Genomic DNA, 23,284 nt, shown 5'->3' on the forward strand with positions numbered 1-23,284 from the left:
AATCAGTACGAAAGCATAAAGCTATAACAATTATCCTTTGGTTACCAATGCTTTGAACTGTGCGGCTTGGCCTGCGACTGGCCACTATTAACCAGTACGAAAGCATAACGCTGTAACAGGGTATCCGAATTGACATAAGTACTATAAGACTAGTGGCTTGGCAGCTAACGGCCACTATTAACCAGCACGAAAGCATAACGCTATAACAGGGTATCTGTGTGGCTTGGCAGCGACTGGCCACTATTAACCAGTACGAAAGCATAACGCTATAACAGTTATCCTTTGGTTACCAATGCTTTGAACTGTGAGGCTTGGCCTGCGAATGGCCACAATTAACCAGTACGAAAGCATGAAGCTATAACTGTAAAACAGAGTATCCGAATTGACGTTAAGTACTATGAGACCTGTGACTTGGCAGCGAGTATTGTTAGTTGTACTCGCTGCAACATCCTTAACCCAAGCTAGATAAGATTAAGGTGTGAGTTTGTGCTTACTTACATTTGCTTACCTTTTACTTATTTAGGGGGGGGTCAGTTAGTTAGCTTATTGAAGTGGTTAACAAGACGCATTAATACGATTTCTGCCATTGGCTTTGGCGCGATACAATGCGGTGTCTGCAGCGCATAACAAGGCTTTAGCCGTTCGAAATTGGCTATTGATTTCACATGCATAGCCTTGGCTTACACTAATGCTGACTGATTCATCCAAACCAATATCAATAAAAGTTAGGGCCTTGATATTTTGTTGAACGAGTAAGGCTATTTGCTCCACCTCTACAGTGCTTAAATTTGGCAATATCAGTGCAAACTCTTCGCCGCCATATCTGGCCACGGTGCATTCGTTATTAGGCACAGAGGCTTTAATGGCGTCGGCGACTTTTTGCCAGCGCTGACGTTTTTCATGATTATTGGAGGCGCTGATTAATGCCAACTCTTGTGGTGTTAGATCTTGAGCAAACAACGGGTTATGTTTAAGTGCTTGGGCTTCTTTTAGCGGTTTTCCTTCTGCTAGCAAATAGGCTTTATGCTTATTTTCTGCCAGCCAGCGTTTAGTCAGATGATGTAAGCGACTTTTTATTCGCAGGCTATCATTGTGTTCGTTAATCCAGGCGGTTGCCCGTGGCCAGCGCCTTAATAATGCTTCGTGAGCTATGCTAAAACAGGCTTGACCATTTTGCAGGTGGGACACAAATAAGCGGCTATTGACCATAGCTTGGGTCAATGTGTGCTGTTCTTTGCTTTGCAGTTGTGACCAGGTTGCGGTGCGGCTGGTGATGGAGGTTTCATCCTCTCGCAGTGTTACCAATAGGGACAATACTTGGGGTAAGCAGGCTTGCTGTGAGTCAGTTAATTGCGCCATGGCTTCATCGGCATTTTTACCTATTGCGCCTTCGATACCGCCTAATTGTTGGTAAACACTAAACAATAATTGATTGTCTTTACTGCGTTGCAGGTATAGCGCTTGCAACATGTATTGCAACATAGGTAATGCATCAGGGTTACTGGCGGCCTCTGTACAGAGTATTTCATCTAGCGGCATGGCTGTTTCAGGATCGACACTCCAGCTTAAATTGGCTGCAATTGCTGGCAGGCGGATCATTTGCAGTAATTCATTACGCGAAGGCGGCGCTAAATCAAAATGAGCCCCTTTACCTTTACCCGCCATTAAACTGGGATAAGTCACTAGTAATGGGTAAAACTCATTACGACAAGCACTGATAATCAATACCACAGAAGAGTTGGCCAGTTTTTCTAAGATCTCAATAAATGCATAACGTTGATCATCTGTAAAGATCGGCGATGACAGAAAGACTTCTAAGCGATCAATAAACAATGCTAAGTGAGTTTCGTTAGTGCTGCTGAGTTTGATGGCCTGCTGACATTGCTCAATAATGGTGGGCATATCTGTTATTAGCTTGTGCGACAGGGTTTCGGCGCTGTCACCACTAAATACTGGAATATCGTTGATTTCCCAGTCCAGCATGATACTGGCCAGTTCGGAAAATAATTGTGTTTTAGCCACATTGGCAAAATCTAAATGGCTATAGCTGGCAACCTTTACCCCGTTGTAACCCGTATTAGCCATTAAATTGGGCATGATTCCGGCATTAAAGAGTGATGATTTTCCGCTGCCGCTAGGGCCTAAAACTAAACAAAATCCGCGGCCATATTTAACTTGTACACTGATGCGTTCAAGCAAGGTGGCAATTTGTTTGCTGCGACCAAAAAACACCTCGGCGTAATTGGCGCTATAGGCTTGTAAGCCCGGAAAGGGTGAACCTGCTTGCCACGTTTGGCTGTCGGCCACGGTTTCATGGCCAATGGGGAAATTTACCTTAGCAAGAGTGCGATAGCCGCGCTTGCGAATGGTTTCAATATAGCTGGGTTCAGTGGCTTTATCGCCCAATGCGCGGCGTAATTGGTTAATGACTTTATGCAGTGGATTATCGCCGACATCGGCTTCTGGCCAGCATTGATTGACAATGTCATCACTGCTGAACACCTCGCCTTGCTGTTGACATAACAGCAATAAAACATCCATTGCCTTAGGCTCAAGTTGTTTGGTTTTTTTACCTTGTCTAAGGGAGTTACTATTAGGGTCAACCTGCCAGTCACCAAAGAAAAATATATCTTTGCTCATTATTACAATCCATTGAATATCAGCTATTTTTCAATGTCGTGAGTTAAAAAACGACAAGATTTTGATATGCAAAATTAGTACATTAGACATTAGTTATATCAATAAATGGTTGTTTTTGTGAGCGATCGCCAAGCAAACAGAGTGGATATCTTTGTCAGGCGATTTTGCTTGGCTTTTATTCTGTAGATTTTGCGAGGCTAGTTTTTATCGCTATGTCTTTTGTCGCTATGCTTGTTAATAAAACCGTTGTTATCTAGATAGTCGTTGTCGATATTGTCCTTAAAAAGTCACTAGTAGGTTTGGCTACTTTGATGATGTCGTTAGCTGGCTTAAGGCCTGTGCGGTTAACATTTCTGTATAAGCGTTTATTTTGACATGCTTTGGGCTCCAGCCTTTAATAAAGCGCTGAAAATCGGCCCATGCTATGCAATACAAAGGGCGCCAAGTTTGTTCAACCTCTTTAGGATTAATATCTGGCTGATGGAGATTAATGCTGCTGGCGAGCTGACTAAAATAGTAATCCAAATATTGCTCGATTAGTTTATGTGGTTCAGTAAATGTCAGCGTACTGCTTAGCAGTAAAATCACATCTTTCATGCCGCAACCTTGGCCCACATATTGAAAGTCCACCGCAGCAGCTTTGTCGTGGTGAGTATTAAAACAAAAGTTAGCGAGTTTGGCATCGCCGTGGATTATTGTTTGGTATGGCGTCTGTTTTAAAGTGCGATCGATTGTATTGGCTGCCATTTTTAACGGCTGATCGCTGAGTGCCTGTAATTCATCGGGGCGAGTATCTAAATGCCAGTAGCTGCCTGTGGGCCATAGGTCGGTGGTATTCACGGTTGATGGCTGGCTAGTTGTAAATTGATTAGCCATAAATTGGCCGTGAAAATGCCCCAGCCATTTAAGGCTGGCCAAAATGGCTGTGTGATCTGCATGGGTTAATACTTGATCGAAACCTAAAGTATGTAAGTCTTCAAGGATCAGTAAGGTTTCTAGTTCGCTGCGCTGAATGTATAAACATTGAGGCACGCTGTTTTCGCTTTGACGATCATTATCACTGCCACTGCCACTGCCACTGCCACTGCCACATAGCTGAGCGTAGTGCTGATACCAGTTAGCTTCAACTTGATAAGATTTGAGTTTACGTTGATGTGATAGGGCGCTATTCCAGCCCTTGGGATGCGACTCTGGCTGTGGCAGTTTAATGTGTTTAACGATAACAGATGAATATTGGCTACCAGTAAGCTTAGCGCGAAATAGTTCGCCATAACCGCCCCATAGGGATTGAATTACCTCAATCTCGCTTATACTTTGAGCTTTTAATGCCGTGGTAATCTTGCTAATAACTGCTTTATCTATCGTCATTAAACCCTTACTTTCCCTTTTTGATGTTGTAGCCACTTCATAAAACCATAATCTAGCTATTGTGCCAGAATTTTACTTAATAGCTAAAGTGATAAGCTAATCGATTGATAATTGCTCAACTAAGAATAAAACAAGTTATTGGCTGCTGTTTTTACGCAGCAGTGATTGAATTTTATCCCCAATAGCGTAGTTTTAGCGTAAAGCCCCAAACGAGAGTGGTTATATGAAGCCAGGTAAGAACGATACTAAATTGCTTAAACTCGCAATGGAAATTGGTGAGGGTTATGCAAAACGTCGCGGTTTTGAAAACTTTGGTGTTGGTATATCGCCAAAAGATAAAGTGGAATGTATTTACCGTTTATTGGTGCAAGATGGGCTAATTCAAGCATTAGCTGAAGATAATGATGATGGCCCAAATCGTAAGCATAAATTGATTTTGTGGATCAGTCGCCAACTTCCTGAAGATCATCCCCTTAAAAACTAACCCATGGGTGAGTTGCTTAGTTATTCCGATTACGTAAAAAGCCGAGATGTTCTCGGCTTTTTAATGGCGACTGGAATGTAAAACTTATCCTTTCAGTTCTACTTCAATGTCAGTTTCTTCTGGTGATTTCATCACATCTTTAGGTTTAGTGACACTGCCCACAGGTGGGTAGGGCACTGTGCCTTTAAATTCATCACGGGTAGCTTCGCTGTAATTGGGAAAAGGTAAGGCATCTTCCTCGATTAATTGTTTAATGGTTTGCTCCGCTTGTTGTTGTACCTCGACGTCTGCGCTGCTGGCATTTTGTAGCATGACATTTTGACCAATAGGGGCAATTTTAATGTCTAACTGCTTTAAAATATTCAGTAAGTGAAAGTTTAAATCCTCAGCAATACCAAAATATTCATTGATATCACCGGTATCGATATAGGCATTTACGTTGACGACAAACGCATCACGCTCAATGGCAAGAAAACGCGCCCGCTGAGCAATCTCTAACACTCTGGGGTGTGACAATAATAATTTTCGCAGTTCCATTAACAGCATTTGCAGTTGCTCTTTACTGGTATCAAGGCTAATGCGCAGATCGTGCTTATAGCGGCGACGATCGATAACAGAGAAGTTTTCTAACTCTTGGGATGAAAATACCGAGTTAGGGATATGCACTACGGTGCGATCGAGTTTTCTGATCCGTGTCGAGCGTAAGCCAATTTCTTCAACTACGCCCATAGTGGTGCCAAAGCGGCAAAAATCCCCCGGTTTTATTGGTCTTGCAGCATATAAAGTTAATGCGCCGAAGACATTTTCTAATGGTTTTTGCGCCGCCAAGGCAATGGCTAAACTGCCGACACCTAGGCCGGTTAAAATGGTGGCCATGTTGTATCCTGAGCTTTCAAACCACATTAAGGCAATAACCACCACAATGACGATTTTTAATATTGCTACCATAGGCCTGAGTAAGGCCACGGAGTAGCTTTTATCTTGATCGTTTAATTGCTTGGATTTTATTGCGGAATACAATTCCACTAAACCTAAAATTAGAATGGTGTTGGCGATATACAGCAAGGTGCTGTTATCAAACCATACACGTGCCCTAATCGATAAACCTAATGACAGCGCCACATATTGCAAGCTCGAAAGATATAAAAACCAGCGCAAACTGTTGCCTGAAAAACGGGTTAATCCAGCCAGTTTATGTTCAAATTTAGCGGCAATGGTTTTGGCGGCAATGCTGATTAATCCGGTGGCGATCCAACCAAAGAAAATACACAGAATAAAGATCAGCAGTTGCCAGTTTTCCATATGGAACATGGTGAATTGCGGTAAAACGTTAGCCAGTGCTTCGATTTGCGGGCTGTAGCCATATTCGTCCCATAGCTCAGGAACTTGGGCTATAGTGGCGTTAGAGATCTTCCAAATTTTGCCTTTTTTACCGTCTGGAACTCGCTGTAAATAGACCGGAACAGGGCCTTTACTGGTTTCTAGTACCCCTAACAAATCACGATAGCTTGGCAGTTTATCGTTAAGGTGTCCTTCTGGTTGATCGCTGATCTGCGAAAGGTCGAGGATGTTTTGTTTATTCCATAATATCGCCAGTTTACGCAGTAAATCGGCACCATCTTCGGGATTAATATCTTTGGGCAGGTAACGCAGATCAATAAACTCAGTGGCAGCTTCCCAGTCGTTTTCTTGTACCGCTCGACCGATTTCAATGAGGGCTGATAAAGGAGTTTCGCCATCTCGGGCGAGGGTGAGTCCACCTTGAGCTTCGGCTATGGCTTCACTGCGCTTTTCTGCTTCAGCAACTTTTTTTAAATTGATATCGTCCGCAGCCATGGCGGTTGGCATTAGGCTCGACATCGATAACAACACAAAAGCAGTAAAAAGCGTTCGCCATGTTGTTTGCAGCATGATTTTATCCCTAAAAGCGCAATATCTAGCTCAAATATATGTGTTTTAGCCTCAGACTGCTAGGGCGGCACACTTCTAAGTAAGTAAAAGTTACATAAATGGGTGTCTCAACTTTATCAACTTGCTCAACGTTACAGTAAGACACCCATTTTTTATTGCATATGGCAGGATGATACTGGTTCGTATCGATTGGCTAGCCTTTGCTCATTATTTACTTTTTTGTGGCTGTGTGCTGACCTCTGCCCCTGTTGAATTGGTGATGTCATAGTAAGCTTGATAAGCAAATCGACCGATGGCGATAACAATCAAAATAATAATGATTCGACTCATTGTGCCTGAAGCCGTGGTGGCTTTGTTCATTTTAATCGGCGATCTTTTTTTGCCGATGTTATTTTGTGTTGAGTTTTGGTGGGCATGGCTGTCTGATTTTGTGACAACTCCCACTATGTGCGCTTTGCTTGCTTTGATTTTACCGTCAGCTTGCTGCTCTACGATATACGCAATTTGATCACCTTGAATGGGCTTTCTCGCCATATGTTTAAGGGTTGAAATATGAATAAACACGTCCTTGCCACCTTCATCAGGCTCAATAAAACCGAAGCCTTTACTGCTATTCCAGCGAACTAATCGACCTGTTTCCATCATCACGAGTATGTTTCCTTTTTGAACGGCTAAATGTTTACAACACATTATAAAATTGACCAAGGCTATGCTAGGTTATTAATTCAATATAATAAATAGTAATTATCAGCGACTACGACTTTTAGCAGTCAAGATGAACAGTCAACAAGGAAGACACCATGACATTATCAGCACGCTTAACAGCCATACCAACAGCATTGTCGATATCACTGGCTTTAGCTGCAACGATAACCACCACCTCGTTACGCGCTGTAGATCTTGATGATTCAGTGACCAAAGCATTACCACAACTTGAACAGCTTTATACTCACCTTCATCAACACCCTGAACTGTCCTATCAAGAGAAAAATACCAGTGCCAGAATGGCAAAAGAGTTACGGCAATTAGGTTTTGAAGTCACTGATAATTATGGCGGATACGGCGTGGTGGGCATATTCAAAAATGGCGACGGGCCTACGGTGATGATCCGCGCCGATATTGATGCTTTACCTATTATTGAACAAACGGGCAAAGCTTATGCATCGACAGTGACAACCCAAGATGCACATAACAATACTGTGGGCATTATGCATGGCTGTGGCCATGATATTCATATGACCAGCATGATTGGCGCAGCCGAGCAATTGATGTTGCACAAGTCAGCTTGGCAAGGCACTTTGATGATGGTAGCCCAGCCTGCAGAAGAAATGGGCGGCGGCGCAAAAGCCATGCTCAAGCAAGGTTTATTTAGCGAGTTTCCCACTCCTGATAAGGTGTTAGGTTTGCATGTCAGTGCATCTATTCCTGCTGGTAAAGTCGGCTCTATTAGTGGTTATGCATTGGCCAATGTGGATTCGGTGGATATCAGCATTAAAGGCAAAGGTGGCCATGGTGCTTACCCCCATTTAACCATAGACCCTGTGGTTCTGGCGGCGCGCACAGTATTAGCATTGCAAACCATTCCAAGCCGTGAAGTGTCACCCCTTGAGCCAAACGTGGTCACAGTAGGTTCAATTCATGGCGGCTCAAAACATAATATTATTTCCAATGAAGTGAAGCTGCAATTAACTCTGCGATCATATAACCCTGAAGTACGTGAGCAGCAAATCGCTGCCATAAAACGTATCACTAAGGGCATTGCGATTAGTGCGGGTTTACCTGATGAACTGATGCCTGAAGTGTATGTGCATGAAGATGAAAAAATACCTTCGACTTATAATGACCCAGCATTGGCTGCCCAAGTTAAGGCCAGCATTGAAGCTGAACTAGGAAAAGATAATGTGGTGCTAGCGCCACAGGTTATGGCCGGAGAAGATTTTGGCTTATATGGCCGAACTGAGCAAAATATTCCGATCACTTTATTTTGGTTAGGGGCTGTTGAGCCAAGCGTGTATCAAGCCAGTATTGATAGCGGCGACAGCTTGCCATCATTGCATTCGAGTAAGTTTGCCCCAGATTATCCGTTAACTATCAGCACCGGCGTGCGGGCAATGACACGCGCGGCAATGGATTTGTTTAATAGTAGCAAATAAGCTTACTTTATCTGACTTAAAGCATGACGCTTATTTATAGCCTGAAGCATAGGATAAACGCTATAATTGAGCTTAACTTTTCGTTGTTAAATTGAGATCCCATGACCGTTATTTTTACCACCAATGTTGGCGATATCCATATTGAACTGGATATGGAAAAAGCCCCTGTTAGTTCGAAGAATTTTTTACAGTACTGTCAGGATGGCTTTTATGATTACACTATTTTTCATCGGGTGATAAAAGGCTTTATGATCCAAGGGGGTGGTTTTACTGCCAAGATGAAAGAAAAGCCCACTCGCGATCCTATCGTTAATGAAGCTAATCGTGGCTTGAGTAACACACTTGGCACCATAGCAATGGCAAGAACCGATGCGCCGCATTCGGCCACCGGGCAGTTTTTTATTAATACTGCTGATAATAGCTTTTTAGACCACACAGCGACCACCAACAGCGGTTGGGGTTATGCGGTTTTTGGCAGAGTGGTTGCCGGTATTGAAGTGGTCAAAGAAATTGAAAAAGTTAAAACGGCCACGGTAGCAGGTCATGACGATGTGCCTAAAACGGCGATAGTGATTGAGAAAGTCACCATTATCTAGTGAGCTATTAGCGCTGTTGTTAATCGTGCGGCTGTGAAAGAAGGGAAAGCCATGAGTCTATCTGTAGAAGATAATGCCCAATTAGTGCAGGCTAAGCAGTTACTTGAAAACCCCGGCTTAGCAGCCAAAATCACAGATTTTATTGGCTCGCCCATTGAGCAAGGTTTTGCGCTACTGCCTAAAAGTGTCAGTAATGGTATTGGCAAAGTCACAGAAATGGCGTTGATGAAAGCCTCGGATGCGGCGCTATTTACCATGAAAAACATCCCCCATGAGCAATCTTCTGATCGTTGGCACAAACTCGGTGTTGCAGTGAGTGGTGGTGTGGGGGGCTTTTTCGGCTTAAGCGCATTGGCATTAGAGCTACCGATTTCAACCACCATCATGATGCGATCCATTGCCGATATTGCTCGCAGTGAGGGTGAACAACTCGATGAAGTGGCTACTAAAATGGCCTGCATAGAAGTCTTTGCCCTAGGGGGTGAGTCAAATGATGACGATCAAGCTGAAAAAGGCTACTTTGCGGTGCGCACCGTGTTAGCCAATTCAATTGCTGAAGCCGCTGAATACGTTGCCACTAAAGGCTTTAGTAAAGAAGCTGCGCCAATGATGGTTAAATTAGTGACCGTGGTGGCAGAGCGCTTTGGCGTGCAGGTGACTCAAAAGGTGGCCGCTCAAGCTGTACCTGCCATAGGCGCTGCGGGTGGGGCGATCATTAACACCTTATTTATCGATCATTTTCAAGACATGGCAAGAGGTCACTTTATCGTGCGTAAACTTGAGCGTAAGTACGGTGAAGAACTAGTAAAGCTAACCTATCAGACACTTTGATCTTGGCAAGATAAGTTGTTAGTCAATTCCTATTCCTTTTACAGCTTGAATCGTTCTCGATACGTAAGTGGTAACAATTTCATTGTATGAACTTTATTCAATCAAGGTTATCTTAACTATATAAGTTAAAGATAATGTTTAAGGATATGTTTTCAGGATGAATAAATTAACCCGCGCGCTATTGGTAGCAAGCTGTTGTATTTTACCTTTTATCCATCCAGCTTTTGCTGCAGATACAGAGCTAAAATTCACCACTTTTACAGTTGATACCGAATTTGAACTGACTCATCCAGTATTAAGCGTTAACTTACTCGATAATGAGGGCAATGAGTTACTAGCACTGGGTGTTGATGATGAACATCAGCGCTGGTTTGCTGTATACGGCATTGTCGATAAGCAATTAGTGATGCTAGATAAAGTATTATTAAACAAAGATATTTATAGCTTTGATATTAATGAAATCGACTCTAATACTGATAGCATGCTTGCGCTGCAACAGCTGTATTTCGTCACTGCAGAGCAATTACTACGTTATGCCCCAGTTACGGCTAATAGCGCTATTAACAAGCTAGATGTGAGTATGCTCCCAGCAGATGCGATCTCCGCTGATGACATGCTAGTGCAAGATCCTTCAGCTTCACTTTCACCTAAACAAATTACCAGCCAACAAACAGATACTGCAGCAAAACCGCTTTCTGGTGAGTTAGTTGCCGTTGCTGATATTAATTCATTAGCTGTTACAGGCCATGCTGATTTTATCTCTCGTGGTGATTTTGTCAGTGATATTAATAATGATGATATTGCTGATGTACTGATAAGTGACTTTAGAGAAATGCATGTATTGCTCGGTGCTGGTAATACTCAATTCATCCGACAATCACTGCCGTTACTGCCTCAAGTTGAGCTGACCAATAATGGCGCTGAATATAGCCGCGCTACGCTTTATCACAGTGATATGAACTTTGATGGTCGCGATGATATTGTCAAAGTCGGTGAGGGCTCGCTCGAAGTGTATTATCAAAACGATCAAGGGCAGTTCGCCGCGATCGCAGAATATATTTCGGTGAGTCAACCCATCAGTGGTATTGATTGGTGGAATAAGCGTGATGCCTATGGCAAATCGTTAGATCAAAGTGATTTACTGTACCGTAAAGTTGAGCGTATTGGTGATGTGAATGGCGATGAGATTACTGACTTGGTGGTCAGATATACCAAAAGCTCTGGGGTGTTTGATCGTACCAATGACTATGAAATTTACTTAGGACGTAATAACGATGGCGTGGTGGCTTTTGGCCGCGAACCTGAGACGATTATTAAAGCTGAAGGTACCTTAACAGGGCTACGTTTTGATGATATTGATAATGACAATGTCGATGAGGTGATTGTGTCAGGTTTTGATATTAGTATTTCGCAGATCGTCAGCGCCTTGCTGTCTGGCAGTATTGATCAAGATGTTCATGTGTTTAAAATGAATAGTGCGAATAAATTTGGTGAAAAGGCCAATGCCAGTAAAGAAGTTGAATTAAACTTCAGCCTAAGTTCTGGCCAAAGTGGTGAGCCTGTCGTGGCCTTAGCGGATATCAATGGCGATGGTTATAAAGAGTTATTGTTGTCTGATGATAATGAAACCTTAGATATTTATTTGGGTCAGGCAGGTAGCGCGCCTTTTAGTAAACGATCTCAGCAATGGGATATGATCATTCCAGTTGAAGGTTCGATGCTGTCGGCAACCGATATCAATGCCGATGGTAAAGATGATTTATTAGTTAAATTTGGCAAACAAGATCCTGACAATCTGCAGCGAAGCTTCTCAGTACTATTGGCGCAGTAATCAGTTTTAAGGCTTATAACGCCTCAAAACACACACGAAAAGAACCAGCAATCACTTGCTGGTTTTTTTGTGCTTTCAATTTGGTTTTGGCGATTAAATGAACTACAAAATGACTAATTAAATGATGCCTTTATTGATAAAACCGATGTGAATAGGGCTAAATATTAGTGAATGCTGAAACTGATCTAGATCATAAAATCGATTAAATATTGTAAAAATCAGTTTAGATTTTTGCTGATCTAAGTACACTGCATCTAAACATGTAAATATTATGCATGATTAAATTCAGGAGCAAAGTGATGTTTTGTATTCAATGCGAACAAACAGTTAGAACCCCAGCAGGCAACGGTTGTAGTTATTCTCAAGGTATGTGCGGTAAGTTAGCATCTACGTCAGATCTACAAGATTTATTAATCTACATGTTGCAGGGCGTTTCTGCTTATGCGGTTAAGGCGCGTCAGTTCGATATCATCGATGCCGAGATTGATACCTTTGTTCCTAAGGCATTTTTTGCCACATTAACTAATGTGAACTTTGATGATGGACGTTTAGCTGATTACGCACATCAAGCTCAAACTTACCGTAACAAGTTAAAAGCGGCATACGAACAAGCCTGCGCTGAAAAAGGCGTTGCTGCTGAAGAAGTGATAGCTCAAGCTGAATTTAACTTAGCGGCTTCTCAGCCTGAAATGCTACTACAAGCTCCAGTTGCACTGCCAAACCGTGGTGACGATGTTAATGAAGACATCATGGGCTTACGTTTACTTTGCTTATATGGCCTTAAAGGCGCAGCAGCTTACATGGAGCATGCACGTGTACTTGAGCAAACTGATGCCGATGTGGCCGGTGAATTTCACCAAATCATGTCATTCCTTGGCGAAGACTCAGTTGATGGCGACAAGCTATTTGCTACCGCAATGGAAATCGGTCAATTAAACTATCGCGTAATGGCGATGTTAGATGCGGGTGAAACGACGGCATTTGGCCACCCTGAGCCAACTGAAGTAAACACCAAATCATTTAAAGGTAAGGCGATTTTAGTGTCAGGTCATGACATGAAAGATTTAGAACTTATCTTAGAGCAAACTCAAGGTAAGGGCATTAACGTCTATACCCATGGCGAAATGTTACCGGCATTAGCTTATCCTGCATTTAAAAAGTTCCCACACTTAGTGGGTAACTACGGCAGCGCATGGCAGAACCAACAGCGTGAATTTGGCACTTTCCCAGGCGCTGTTGTGATGACCTCAAACTGTATTATTGACCCTAATGTGGGCGATTATTCAGATCGTATATTCACCCGTAGCATTGTTGGCTGGCCTGGTGTTGCTCACATCGAAGGTGAAGACTTTAGCGCTGTGATTGACAAAGCCCTTGAGCTTGAAGGTTTTAGCTACGATGAAATCCCACATGCGATTACGATTGGTTTTGCACGTAATGCCTTAATGGAAGCGGCACCAACAGTAGTTGAGAACGTGAAAAATGGGTCTATTAAGCACTTTTTCTTAATCGGTGGTTGTGACGGCGATAAATCTGAACGTAGCTACTTTACTGACTTAGCTAAATCAGTGCCTGATGACACCATTATCCTGACCTTAGGGTGTGGTAAGTACAAGTTCAACAAACTTGAGTTTGGCGATATTAATGGTATTCCACGTTTATTAGATGTGGGTCAATGTAACGATGCTTACTCTGCTATACAGTTAGCCTTAGCATTAAAAGATATTTTTGACTGTGATATCAATGAACTGCCTTTAAGCTTGGTACTGTCTTGGTTTGAGCAAAAAGCGATTGTGGTGTTACTGACACTATTATCACTGGGCGTTAAAAACATTCGTACAGGCCCAACTCCGCCAGCGTTTTTGACTGAAAACTTAGCAAAAGTGTTAGAAGACCAATTTGGTTTACGTAACACCACTGATGTTGAGTCAGATCTTAAAGCGATGATTAATGCGGCTTAAATAGTGGTTATTGGGTGATATAGGCTTAGCGCTTATATCACCTTTTTATTGTCTGTTTTTTACTTTCTACTTCTAACACATGGTTTCCCATACAGGTGCAATATGAGTTCATCAGGATTTTCATTTTCAGCAGCGTTATCAGCCGCCCAATCAACAAAAGATGACAACAAAAAGTCAGTTGCTAAGGTCAGCGCTGCGCCGAGTTTTTCAATATCGGGTGCATTGGCTGCCACAGCAAAGAAAACGGCTGAGGTTACAACTACTGCTGAAGCAAAAAAATCCATCAATGCAAATCAGTTATTATTAAATGCTGATGAGTGGCAACGTGGTGAAGTGCAATTGCGCTGTACTGAAAAATGGCATGAAACCCATGATGTAGTGAGCTTTCGTTTTCAAGGTTTAACCCCTGTTAAGTTTAACTACAAACCGGGGCAATTTATTACCTTCAAATTAGAGATAGAAGGCGAAATAGTTTATCGCAGTTATACCATGTCATCGTCTCCATCTAGACCTTATTCAATTGTGGTCACGGTGAAGCGCATTGCTGGTGGCAAAGTGTCAAACTTTTTAGCTGATAAGGTTAATCAAGGCGATATCATCACCTTAGTCGGCCCAGATGGCGCCTTTAACTTAGTGGATATAGCGGCTGAAAAGTATTTATTTTTAAGTGCTGGCAGTGGCATTACCCCAATGTATTCAATGTCACGTTGGCTGCTCGATACCAAAGTAGGCAGTGATATTGCCTTTGTGCACAGTGCTCGAACAGATGAAGATATTATCTTTGCTGATAGCTTAGGTGCGATGGCTTATCGCAGTGCTCAATTTCAATTAAGTTACCTGCTTGAAAATGCAGATGAGCTTGTTGAAGGCGTTAATCATACTGGCAACGACAGCCGTATGTTAGGCCGTATCGATATTGAAAAGCTGCAAGCATTAGTGCCTGATTTTATGACTCGCACCATTTTTGTGTGTGGCCCAGAGCCTTACATGGTGTCAGTTAAATCCTTGATTGAAACCAGTGGTTTCGAGATGAAAAACTTCCATCAAGAAAGCTTTACGGGCGCGGTTAAATCACCCCCAAGCAGCACAAATACTGCGGCTACAACTAGCAACTTCATGCTTTCAATCAAGGATAAAAAAGTTGCATTATCGGCTGAGCAAACCTTACTTGATGGCATAGAGTCTGAAGGGCTACCGATAATCGCAGCGTGCCGAAGTGGTGTGTGCGGCGCCTGTAAGTGCCAGGTGACCTCAGGGACTACTGAATCTAGCAGTACCATGACATTAACAGCTGAAGAAATTGCCGCAGGGTATGTATTAGCGTGCTCGACTAAAATCACTTCAGATGTCAGCTTAAAAATGTAAGCTAATTTGCAGCAAGATTTAATTTAAGAACAGTCAGCTATGCTGACTGTTTTGCTTTGTGGCAAAAATAATAAATGGGGCGCCTTATCCCCTTAGCTAAGAATGATCAGTTTGCTTGCAGGACATGAGATGCAATAAATCCGACCCAACTGGCGATAAGCAACACCCAGGGTAAATATGACTTCTGAGACTGTGGCGGCTGCTGCTGTTCAACTACATCATGGTTGAGCTGGTTTTTAGCTTTAAGATTCTGTTTCCGCTGTTTATCAGCCCCACGAGCTTTGGCTTTCTGCAACTTCTTATATTCAGCTATACCTTTCTCAATACCTTGAGCGATGAGTTTGGTCTGTTCTTTGGTTTGTGAAGGTTTTTGAGTAGCCTTAGCCATTTTCATTGCTTCAGCTTGGGTTTCTTGAGAGATACTTTTTGCCATGTTGCTCTACTTCTTGATTAGATTGCTGCTTAGTTACTACTTTAACAGCCTCGTGGGCGGCTCACTATAGCCAATCAGCGTCTAGATGATAATTCAGTAGGTTAATTTTTGTTAAACCATGAGCTAACGCAATAGTGGAATAGTGATTGTGTCGTAAAATAGCTTTTTAACTGTTGAGGAATTCTAATGTCAAAATCAATTCATGGTCGTAACGTTATCAAATTGATGAAAGATCAAAATACCCCGCAGCCACAACAACAATGGCTGGCGTTGATGGCAGCAGAATTTGGTGAAAATGCAGAGTTTCATACTTGTCGTGCCAGTGATATGAGCGCCGCACAGTTAGTTGAACTGTTTATTAGCAACGGTCGTTTAACTGAAACTGAAGCTGGTTTTGTGATTAATCAATGTGCTCACTGTGCAGGTAAAGAAACCCAAGAGGCAACGGCTTAGTCGCGGATTCGGTTTTCTTTAAGACAAAAATGCCAGTCACTGACTGGCATTTTTGTATCTGTGTTTAGCTTTAACTAAGCCCTAAAGCGAGCGGTTAAACTCGCGTATTAAGCGCTAGCCCATAAAGCTTAAATAGCCTTGCAAGATAATGGCATTCACAATATCAATAAAGAATGCCCCTACAATAGGCACTACCATAAAGGCTTGTGGCGACGGACCTGTACGTGAAACTAATGCGCCCATGTTCATTACCGCAGTTGGGGTTGCGCCCATACCAAAACCACAATGACCACCAGCCATCACTGCAGCGTCATAGTTTGAGCCCATTAATCTAAAGGTAACAAAGTAGGCAAACACCGCTAAAATAGCCGCTTGAGACACTAAGATGATTAATAGCGGTACCGCTAAATCAAATATTTCCCACAGCTTTAGGTTCATCAATGCCATTGCTAAAAACAGTGACAAGGACACAGTACCTAAAATATCAACACATTCACTGTTGATTTTGTAGCCGCGACTCAACTCAGTGGCGTTGGTGATGACCACGCCAAAGAATAAGGCATAAACAAAGTCAGGCATTTTTAACCATGCAATATCCATGGAGCTAACAAATTTGCCGAACCACTTAGCCCCTGCCACACATAGCAGCAGAATGAATAGCACTTCTAAAATTTTCTTACCGGTAACGCGATCAATTTCTAATTGGTCATAGGTTACTAAGTCAGGATGATCTACGTGATGATTACCACCCACACCATATGAAGAAACAAGATTATGTTTATTGATAAGGCGCTGGGCAACTGGACCACCAATAATACCGCCCATGACTAGACCAAAGGTGGCCGCTGCCATGGCAAACTCTAAAGTATTAATACCATAGTTGTCTTGGAAGGTTTGCGCCCAAGCAGCACCCGTGCCGTGACCACCTGATAAGGTAATTGAACCAGCGATTAAGCCCATTATCGGCTCTAGCCCTAAAGCGCTGGCTAAGCTAACGCCCACCGCATTTTGAATAATGATATATAAAGATGCAATGCCTAAAAAGACAATGACCTTAGTACCGCCTTTCATTAATAGCTTATAACTTGCCGCTAACCCCACGGTACTGAAAAACATCAGCATCAAGGTATTTTGCATTGAAAGAGTAAATTCTAAACTGATTTTGTTGAAGTGTAATATGGTGATTACGCCTGCAACGATAAGTCCACCCACGATGGGTTCTGGGATATTATATTTTCTGAAAGAAGGTACGTGTCGATTAATTGTATGGCCAATGAATAGTACCAAAATTGCCACGAGGAAAGATTCAAGCTCTCCAATAGAATAAACAGTATTCATGGAACTCCTTTTGTTTTGCACTGAATGAGTTACACAATGTGATTAGATATCACAATTAGATATGCATAAATATTTTGCTTTAATTTATTAGTTATATTGATTATAGAGGAACTTAGCGGTAAATATCATGGGGATTGCCTTAAAAGGCCAAGTGTCGTTCATTTGTTGAGCTGATTTAACAAGTTATTAAAAGCTAAACCCTTGATGTTAATTGTAAAGGTGGTTTTGTTAGCTTAATTGCACTGCTTATGTTGAGAATTTGCAGGTGGAGAATCTGAGTTTTGAGGAATAAAAAGTCACTTTAGTGACTGTATCTGGCTCTGTTTAAGATAAATAATTGCCGCTAGACTCAATCAAAGCAGATTACATAGTATGTTTTATGGTGTGTGCTATTTATTCTAAAACTGAAAAATTGCTCATTGGAGTGGTTTGCCGATGCTGATGTTTATAGATATATGAGCGAAATAAAAGGAAGTTCATTTCGCTCATATAGCGCTGGCTAAAGCGGGCGAATAGGTACTTTTATGTACTTTAAATAAACCTGTAACAGCCAAATGCTAAAGGGTATTAATCAACAGCAACCATAACATTACTGGCTTTAATAATCGCGTAAGCATTGCCACCCACGGTTAAGCCAAGTTGCTGACAAGATTTTTTAGTGACTACTGATGTGATCTCAACTCCAGGTGCAAGTTCAATGACCACCTCATTGTTTACAGAACCCTCTTCGATTGAGGTGATTTTACCAACCAGTGAATTACGAGCGCTGATTTTCATAATATTTAAATTTCCTATTAATGAGTCAATATGCTGATATTAATTATAAAAATAAGGTATTTATAATTTTTAAAGCGAAATGTATGGCTCGTTCCACTGTGCGTAAAAATGAACCATGGGTCTAAGTTTAATTGATAAATTCAATTTTGCTTGTTCAGAGGTTAACTTTTGCGAGGGATAAGCGCGAAGAAATAGTAAAACTTAATGGGTTAAACGATGAGCGTTATTAAGGGTAAATAATTATGGGGCTTAAGATGAAATGCTTAACTAATCAAGTGTTTACACTTAAGGTGGTAAGTACTAGACGTCATCAAGTATAGGCTTCCTTTATCAGGATTGGGCTAATGAATGTATTTGTCTCATATCAAAATCATGTTAGCTTAATTTTTACACATGTGAGTCGCTACATGTGCTGAGTGATTAAGTTGAGTGAAGATATGCTTAAGGAGAAGGGTTTACAGGATGTTTATCAAACAAGAGATATACCGATTTAGTATCGTTGTCATCAGTCTATTGAGCTTATCTGCGTGCAGTTCAATGTCCCAAAAAAACTTATCAGTTGATGTGAAAATGCCTGCTGCGAGTAGTTTACTCCAACTTCAAGCCAGTAAATATACTGTGCCATCCATTGAGAGTTTGACTCAACTAACACCGATACAAGAGCGGGAGTTATTGGCGTTTATTGCCGATGAAGAAATTGCTGCTTTACCCAATAGAAAAAAAGTGAGTCAATTTATTGGTCAAAAAGTGGTTAATTTTAACTATGAAGGTTCAAACTTTAATGCCAGTGATGCGTGGTTAAATAAATCTGGTAATTGTATGTCTCTAGCTATGTTGACCTATGGCGTCGCAAAATTCTTAAATGTTAAAGCTGTTTTTCAAGTAGTGCATAGTGCGCCCCTTGTGACCGTCATCACCAAGGATTTGATGGTGTCATCGGATCATGTCCGTACCTTTCTTTATGAGGTTGATAGCAGTGATTCAAAATCAAATTTATATCTATATGGCGGAGAGTTCTCTGTGATTGATTACTTTCCTGATCGTAACGACCGCAATGGTGGCGTGGTATCAGACAGTCAATTTTTAGCCATGTTTTACCGTAATTTAGCTGCTGATGCCTTATTGGATGATAAGCTTGAATTAGCTTTTGCGTTAATGCAAAAAGGCCTGTCATTAGCACCGGATTATGTACCCTTGATTAATATGATGGCAGTAGTACACCGCCGTATTGAAGCCTATGATATTGCCGAAGCCTATTATCAGTATGGTTTGCAATTTAAGCCTAACTCACTAAGTCTATTAAGTAATTACAGCTTTGTTCTGAATTCTCAAGGTCGAATAGATGAAGCGCAGAGTATTAGTCAGCAATTATTGGATCTGGAAAATGAAAGCCCTTATGGCTGGTATAGCATGGGAATAGAAGCGTTAGCGTTAAAAGATTACCGAGCAGCAGAGATATTCTTTAGAAAATTCATCAAAAATAGCCCTTATTTCCATCAGGCCTATTATGAGTTAGCCAAGGCGCTCAATGCACAGGGAAAACCCTATGCAGCTAAGCAGAGCTTGAAAGAGGCGTTGACGTTAACATCCCTAGGGGAAAACCAGCAGAAATATTTAGCCAAACTCAATTGGTTAAACTCAGTTGCTAGAAAAGGGCTTGCTGAGCAGTAGGTTATTACGATTTAAAAAGAAAAAGCCAGCTTGCATCATAGAGGTCAGCTGGCTTTTTTATCATTATGAATTAATTAATCAATCGTTAGTGCGACAATCTTAAGGGGATGGTTGTCATCAAATGACGGGAAGTCTTCATGGCAATTTAACCATTCAATTGAGCTGACACTGCGGTCTTGTTTTTCAACACAGCGCACTAAGCTGTTGAGCCAGGCTTGTCGTTCCACTTTGGCGACATTGTTACAGCACACTATGGTGCCACCACTTTTTGTTGTTAGCATTGCAGGCTTAAATAAACCTTGGTAATCATTAATCAGATCAACGGTGCCAAATGGGCTTTTTGCAAAACGTGGCGGGTCCAGAAAGACTAAATCAAATTGAGTCGCGGCTAGCTTGGGATATTTAGGTAATTTTTGCCCGCGGCGGCCACCGACCTTAAGACCAGCTAATTGACGCAGCGCAGGAAAAGCATCGCTTTGAATAAACTCACAAGTATCTGCTACCTCATTGAGCTCAGCATTCTTTTGGCCTGCAGCCAAAGCAAATGATGAGAAATCCACATTAACTGCCCGAGTTGCACCGCCTATGGCTGCTGCAGTGCCAATACCGCAAGTGTATGAAAATAGGTTTAGTACGGTTTTGCCTTGGCTATTGGCTCTGACATATTCTCTACCGATACGCATATCAAGGAACAATAACGGATCTTGGCCTTCATGGCGTAATTTTGAGGTGAACTTGATGCCATTTTCTTGGATAACTTGCTCTGAGCAGGCAAAGTCATTGAAGTCATCAGCAAGATTATTTTCAATGCGTGAATTACGTTTAGCACGGTCATTGTAGATAATAGGTAACTCAATATGTGCGTTAAGGACTTCAGTTATTTGCGCAAGCTGTTGCTCAGTTAAGGTCTGATGGAATGTTTGAATGAGCCATGCATTACCATAACGGTCAATATTAAGACCATTTTCGCCTTCAACTGTGCCATGAAATACCCGAAAACAATCGGTTTGTTGAAGCGCTGCTTGTTTAAAAAATTCAGCGCGTTGATTAATGGCGTGAGTAAGAGAAGACTGCAATGACATAATTGTGCTCGTTAGCATTAAAAAGGCAAAAAGGGATTATATCAAGCTTCGAGTTACTTGTCGGTATGTGTTACCGCTTCTGAAGGAGGATTTATATGCCCTCTGTAACAAGCACTGAAATCAAGCTCTCATATTTATTTTTAAAAGTAACAAATTGTAGCCTTAGCCATATTTTTCATCGAAAATATCCACACTCTTTAACGAAATCTGTTACCTTTTCACATCCTGTAAATATCTGAAAATAATCGAAATAGTTTTTTATATTGTAATTGTCGAGCGAAATAGCAGATGACTCTAAGTTGGGGTTGTAAGACCATTTATGCTCCGTCAACTCAAGAGTATGCCGTAGCGGTTCTCTGCTTTAGTTATTCCAAGTATTCGCTATTTGATTAATTTTTCGATTTAGTTAGTTGTAAACGACGAGGTTCACTTGAATCACCTGCTGCGCCATTCACTATTACCCGTATTATTGCTTTTTTTTTGCGGTATTTTTTCGACCGCAGCAACTGCAGCAAAGCCGCCAGTTTTCGATTTATTAGATGAGATTGCCAGCATTGAACACGGGCCGCAATTAACGGCGTTATATCTTGGGGCTGATAAAGACCCTGAAGGCACCTTAACGGCTTTAGAGCAACTAAAATCCCAAGGTGTTATCGATGGTAATGACTATTTTAAAACCATTTATTATCTGATCCTTTATAACGTTCAATTTGTACTGTCTGATGTTGAGGCGGCAGAAAAAACCACTAAAACCTTATATCAATTTGGCCTAGATAGCGGCCAAGACTGGATTGTGGCCGAAGGCCTAACCATTAAAGGCACCTTGGCGGCGAGAAAAAGTGAAGGTAAAAAAGCGCTGCGACTGATAGAGCAAGCGATCAGCTTAGCCGAACAACTGCATTATGACCGCTTACTGGCTCGTGCACTTAATATACGAGGCATAATTCACTCACGTAGTTTAGCTTATGAATTAGCGATTGAGGATTATCAAAGAGCGATTAAACTGGCTGAAACCACCAATAATAGCGATTTTGTATTTAAGTTATATTCAAATATATCAGTGCTTTATTCTATGGTTGAAGATTGGCCTAGCGCGATTGAATACAATAAAAAAGCCACTGAGTTATATCTTAAAAGTGATAATGTCAGCTTTGAGTACTTAGTGATCCTATACAGTAATGCTAGTAACAATATGCTAGAAATTAATGATATAGAAGCGGCGACCCAATACAGTGAAAAAAGCATTGCCGTGGCACGGGAGTCCAATAATAACCAGCTTATTGTCAACGCCTTAATGACCCAGACCCACTTATTAATTAGTCAGCAACTCTTTGCTGAGGCTGAGCCAGTGGCAATGGAATGTGTTGAGCTCGCGAAGCAAGTGCATGATCAATTACCTTATAACGAATGCTTAATGGGTCTCGGCGAGGTCAGTTTATTTAAGGGTGATAGCGCCACTGCTGGTGATTATGCCAACAATGCCATGGCCGGGCTTAAGGCCATTGATAACCAAGACTCACTATTAAAGTCCTATGAATTATTGGCGCGAGTCTATCAAGCACAGCAGCGATACCCTGAGGCCATTGAGCAATTAACCACTTATTATGAAGGCACCCAAAAGCTGCTTTTCAATCAGCGTGAAGAACAGTTATTTGCCTTAAAAGCCTTGTATGAAGGCCAGCTTCAAGATGAAAAAATTGCCTTATTAACCGCAGAAAATGAACTGAAGGCCGCCACACTTGATAAAAAAGAGCTACAAGAAAGAATATGGTTGTTAGCTTTGGCTATTTTAGCTATTGGCTTAGTGTTATTAATTAGACGTTACTTTTTAAGTGAAAAGAACATCGATAGCCTGCGAACATCAAATAAAAGTTTGTATAAAGCTTCAAATAACGATCAACTCACAGGACTACACAACCGCCGCTATATCGAGCACTTTATTCATCATGAGCTAACCGCATTTCCGAATGCTTATTATTGTATGTTGATGATTGACTGCGATAACTTTAAAAAAGTGAACGATAATTATGGTCATGATACTGGGGATATCGTGCTCACAGAAGTGGCCAAGCGTTTATCGAACAGCATTCGTAAAGGGGATGTATTAGTACGATGGGGCGGTGAAGAGTTTATTATATTATTGCAAGTTGACGAAGCCGACCCCACCTCTCTGGATGAAGTGTTAAGCCGTTTTAATCAGGCTATTAGCACTGAAGCCGTTATAACTCCAGCTGCTGATTTAGTGGTGACAGTATCGATTGGCGCAAGTCGACCGACAACAGCCAAAAGGCTAGTCGAAGAGTGGGATTCAATCCTCAAACTTGCCGATACCGCGTTATACCAAGCTAAACAAGCTGGACGCAATTGCGCGGTTATTGCGGAAAAATAAC

General features: G+C 41.7%; 18 protein-coding genes and 1 pseudogene. 10 read left to right on the forward strand and 9 right to left on the reverse strand.

Going from position 1 to position 23,284, the window contains the following annotated elements; all coding sequences use genetic code 11:
* Positions 1 to 555: 555 nt before the first annotated feature.
* The 3 genes and pseudogenes from Q4533_RS15640 to Q4533_RS15650 form a co-directional block, all read right to left on the reverse strand.
* Complete coding sequence (locus Q4533_RS15640; protein WP_198590883.1) at positions 556 to 930, reverse strand: GGDEF domain-containing protein; 375 nt, start codon at positions 928 to 930, stop codon at positions 556 to 558.
* Positions 910 to 2,640, reverse strand: a pseudogene (locus tag Q4533_RS15645) (winged helix-turn-helix domain-containing protein); the annotation flags it as partial. The gene Q4533_RS15640 and the pseudogene Q4533_RS15645, both read right to left, overlap by 21 nt.
* Before the next feature lie 303 nt (positions 2,641 to 2,943).
* On the reverse strand, positions 2,944 to 4,008 hold the full coding sequence (locus Q4533_RS15650; RefSeq protein ID WP_303503226.1) for a phosphotransferase: 1,065 nt from the start codon (positions 4,006 to 4,008) through the stop codon (positions 2,944 to 2,946).
* A 223-nt stretch (positions 4,009 to 4,231) separates the two neighbouring features.
* On the opposite strand from Q4533_RS15650, the gene Q4533_RS15655 reads away from it, so the two are divergent.
* Positions 4,232 to 4,492 carry a DUF5062 family protein gene (locus tag Q4533_RS15655; protein WP_102437611.1) on the forward strand — a complete coding sequence of 87 codons (261 nt, stop codon included), beginning with the start codon at positions 4,232 to 4,234 and terminating at the stop codon, positions 4,490 to 4,492.
* Between the two features lie 84 nt (positions 4,493 to 4,576).
* Here the strand turns inward: Q4533_RS15655 and Q4533_RS15660 are convergent, their stop codons facing one another.
* Both Q4533_RS15660 and Q4533_RS15665 read right to left on the reverse strand, forming a co-directional pair.
* Complete coding sequence (locus Q4533_RS15660; protein ID WP_102437613.1) at positions 4,577 to 6,403, reverse strand: mechanosensitive ion channel family protein; 1,827 nt, start codon at positions 6,401 to 6,403, stop codon at positions 4,577 to 4,579.
* Positions 6,404 to 6,610: 207 nt separating this feature from the next.
* Positions 6,611 to 7,048, reverse strand: coding sequence for a cold-shock protein (locus Q4533_RS15665; RefSeq protein WP_303503278.1), 438 nt, complete (start codon positions 7,046 to 7,048; stop codon positions 6,611 to 6,613).
* A gap of 155 nt (positions 7,049 to 7,203) precedes the next feature.
* Here Q4533_RS15665 and Q4533_RS15670 point away from each other — a divergent pair, with 155 nt between their 5' ends.
* The 6 genes from Q4533_RS15670 to Q4533_RS15695 all read left to right on the forward strand — a co-directional run bounded on the left by Q4533_RS15670 (position 7,204) and on the right by Q4533_RS15695 (position 15,140).
* Positions 7,204 to 8,556 carry a M20 family metallopeptidase gene (locus Q4533_RS15670; protein ID WP_102437615.1) on the forward strand — a complete coding sequence of 451 codons (1,353 nt, stop codon included), beginning with the start codon at positions 7,204 to 7,206 and terminating at the stop codon, positions 8,554 to 8,556.
* 101 nt (positions 8,557 to 8,657) lie between these two features.
* The gene (locus tag Q4533_RS15675) at positions 8,658 to 9,152 is read left to right on the forward strand and encodes a peptidylprolyl isomerase (protein WP_303503229.1); all 495 of its coding nucleotides are present in this window, start codon (positions 8,658 to 8,660) and stop codon (positions 9,150 to 9,152) included.
* Between the two features lie 51 nt (positions 9,153 to 9,203).
* Complete coding sequence (locus Q4533_RS15680) at positions 9,204 to 9,983, forward strand: EcsC family protein (RefSeq protein WP_303503231.1); 780 nt, start codon at positions 9,204 to 9,206, stop codon at positions 9,981 to 9,983.
* Positions 9,984 to 10,140: 157 nt separating this feature from the next.
* The gene (locus Q4533_RS15685; RefSeq protein ID WP_303446436.1) at positions 10,141 to 11,814 is read left to right on the forward strand and encodes a VCBS repeat-containing protein; all 1,674 of its coding nucleotides are present in this window, start codon (positions 10,141 to 10,143) and stop codon (positions 11,812 to 11,814) included.
* Between the two features lie 299 nt (positions 11,815 to 12,113).
* Complete coding sequence (gene hcp / locus Q4533_RS15690) at positions 12,114 to 13,775, forward strand: hydroxylamine reductase (protein ID WP_102437623.1); 1,662 nt, start codon at positions 12,114 to 12,116, stop codon at positions 13,773 to 13,775.
* Positions 13,776 to 13,877: 102 nt separating this feature from the next.
* The gene (locus Q4533_RS15695; protein ID WP_102437624.1) at positions 13,878 to 15,140 is read left to right on the forward strand and encodes a hybrid-cluster NAD(P)-dependent oxidoreductase; all 1,263 of its coding nucleotides are present in this window, start codon (positions 13,878 to 13,880) and stop codon (positions 15,138 to 15,140) included.
* Positions 15,141 to 15,246: 106 nt separating this feature from the next.
* Here Q4533_RS15695 and Q4533_RS15700 read toward each other — a convergent pair whose 3' ends face one another.
* Positions 15,247 to 15,573, reverse strand: a complete 327-nt coding sequence (locus Q4533_RS15700; RefSeq protein ID WP_102437626.1) for a DUF2956 domain-containing protein — start codon at positions 15,571 to 15,573, stop codon at positions 15,247 to 15,249.
* A 186-nt stretch (positions 15,574 to 15,759) separates the two neighbouring features.
* Between Q4533_RS15700 and Q4533_RS15705 the strand changes: the two genes are divergently transcribed.
* Positions 15,760 to 16,026: a YecH family protein gene (locus tag Q4533_RS15705; RefSeq protein WP_303503235.1), complete on the forward strand. Its 267-nt coding sequence runs from the start codon at positions 15,760 to 15,762 to the stop codon at positions 16,024 to 16,026.
* A gap of 114 nt (positions 16,027 to 16,140) precedes the next feature.
* Here Q4533_RS15705 and gltS read toward each other — a convergent pair whose 3' ends face one another.
* Both gltS and Q4533_RS15715 read right to left on the reverse strand, forming a co-directional pair.
* Entirely contained in the window at positions 16,141 to 17,364 is a 1,224-nt protein-coding gene (gene gltS / locus Q4533_RS15710) for a sodium/glutamate symporter (protein ID WP_076538815.1), read from the reverse strand.
* A gap of 567 nt (positions 17,365 to 17,931) precedes the next feature.
* The gene (locus tag Q4533_RS15715) at positions 17,932 to 18,141 is read right to left on the reverse strand and encodes a molybdopterin-binding protein (protein WP_076538818.1); all 210 of its coding nucleotides are present in this window, start codon (positions 18,139 to 18,141) and stop codon (positions 17,932 to 17,934) included.
* Positions 18,142 to 18,603: 462 nt separating this feature from the next.
* On the opposite strand from Q4533_RS15715, the gene Q4533_RS15720 reads away from it, so the two are divergent.
* Positions 18,604 to 19,812 (forward strand): tetratricopeptide repeat protein, encoded by a 1,209-nt coding sequence (locus Q4533_RS15720; RefSeq protein WP_102530675.1) that lies wholly within the window; start codon positions 18,604 to 18,606, stop codon positions 19,810 to 19,812.
* Positions 19,813 to 19,886: 74 nt separating this feature from the next.
* Here the strand turns inward: Q4533_RS15720 and Q4533_RS15725 are convergent, their stop codons facing one another.
* The gene (locus Q4533_RS15725; protein ID WP_303503237.1) at positions 19,887 to 20,894 is read right to left on the reverse strand and encodes a class I SAM-dependent rRNA methyltransferase; all 1,008 of its coding nucleotides are present in this window, start codon (positions 20,892 to 20,894) and stop codon (positions 19,887 to 19,889) included.
* Positions 20,895 to 21,324: 430 nt separating this feature from the next.
* Between Q4533_RS15725 and Q4533_RS15730 the strand changes: the two genes are divergently transcribed.
* Positions 21,325 to 23,283 carry a tetratricopeptide repeat-containing diguanylate cyclase gene (locus tag Q4533_RS15730; RefSeq protein ID WP_303461625.1) on the forward strand — a complete coding sequence of 653 codons (1,959 nt, stop codon included), beginning with the start codon at positions 21,325 to 21,327 and terminating at the stop codon, positions 23,281 to 23,283.
* The last annotated feature ends 1 nt before the right edge of the window (position 23,284 follow it).

Origin of the sequence: Shewanella sp. 6_MG-2023 (assembly GCF_030547195.1) — a bacterium.
Classification (GTDB): domain Bacteria; phylum Pseudomonadota; class Gammaproteobacteria; order Enterobacterales; family Shewanellaceae; genus Shewanella.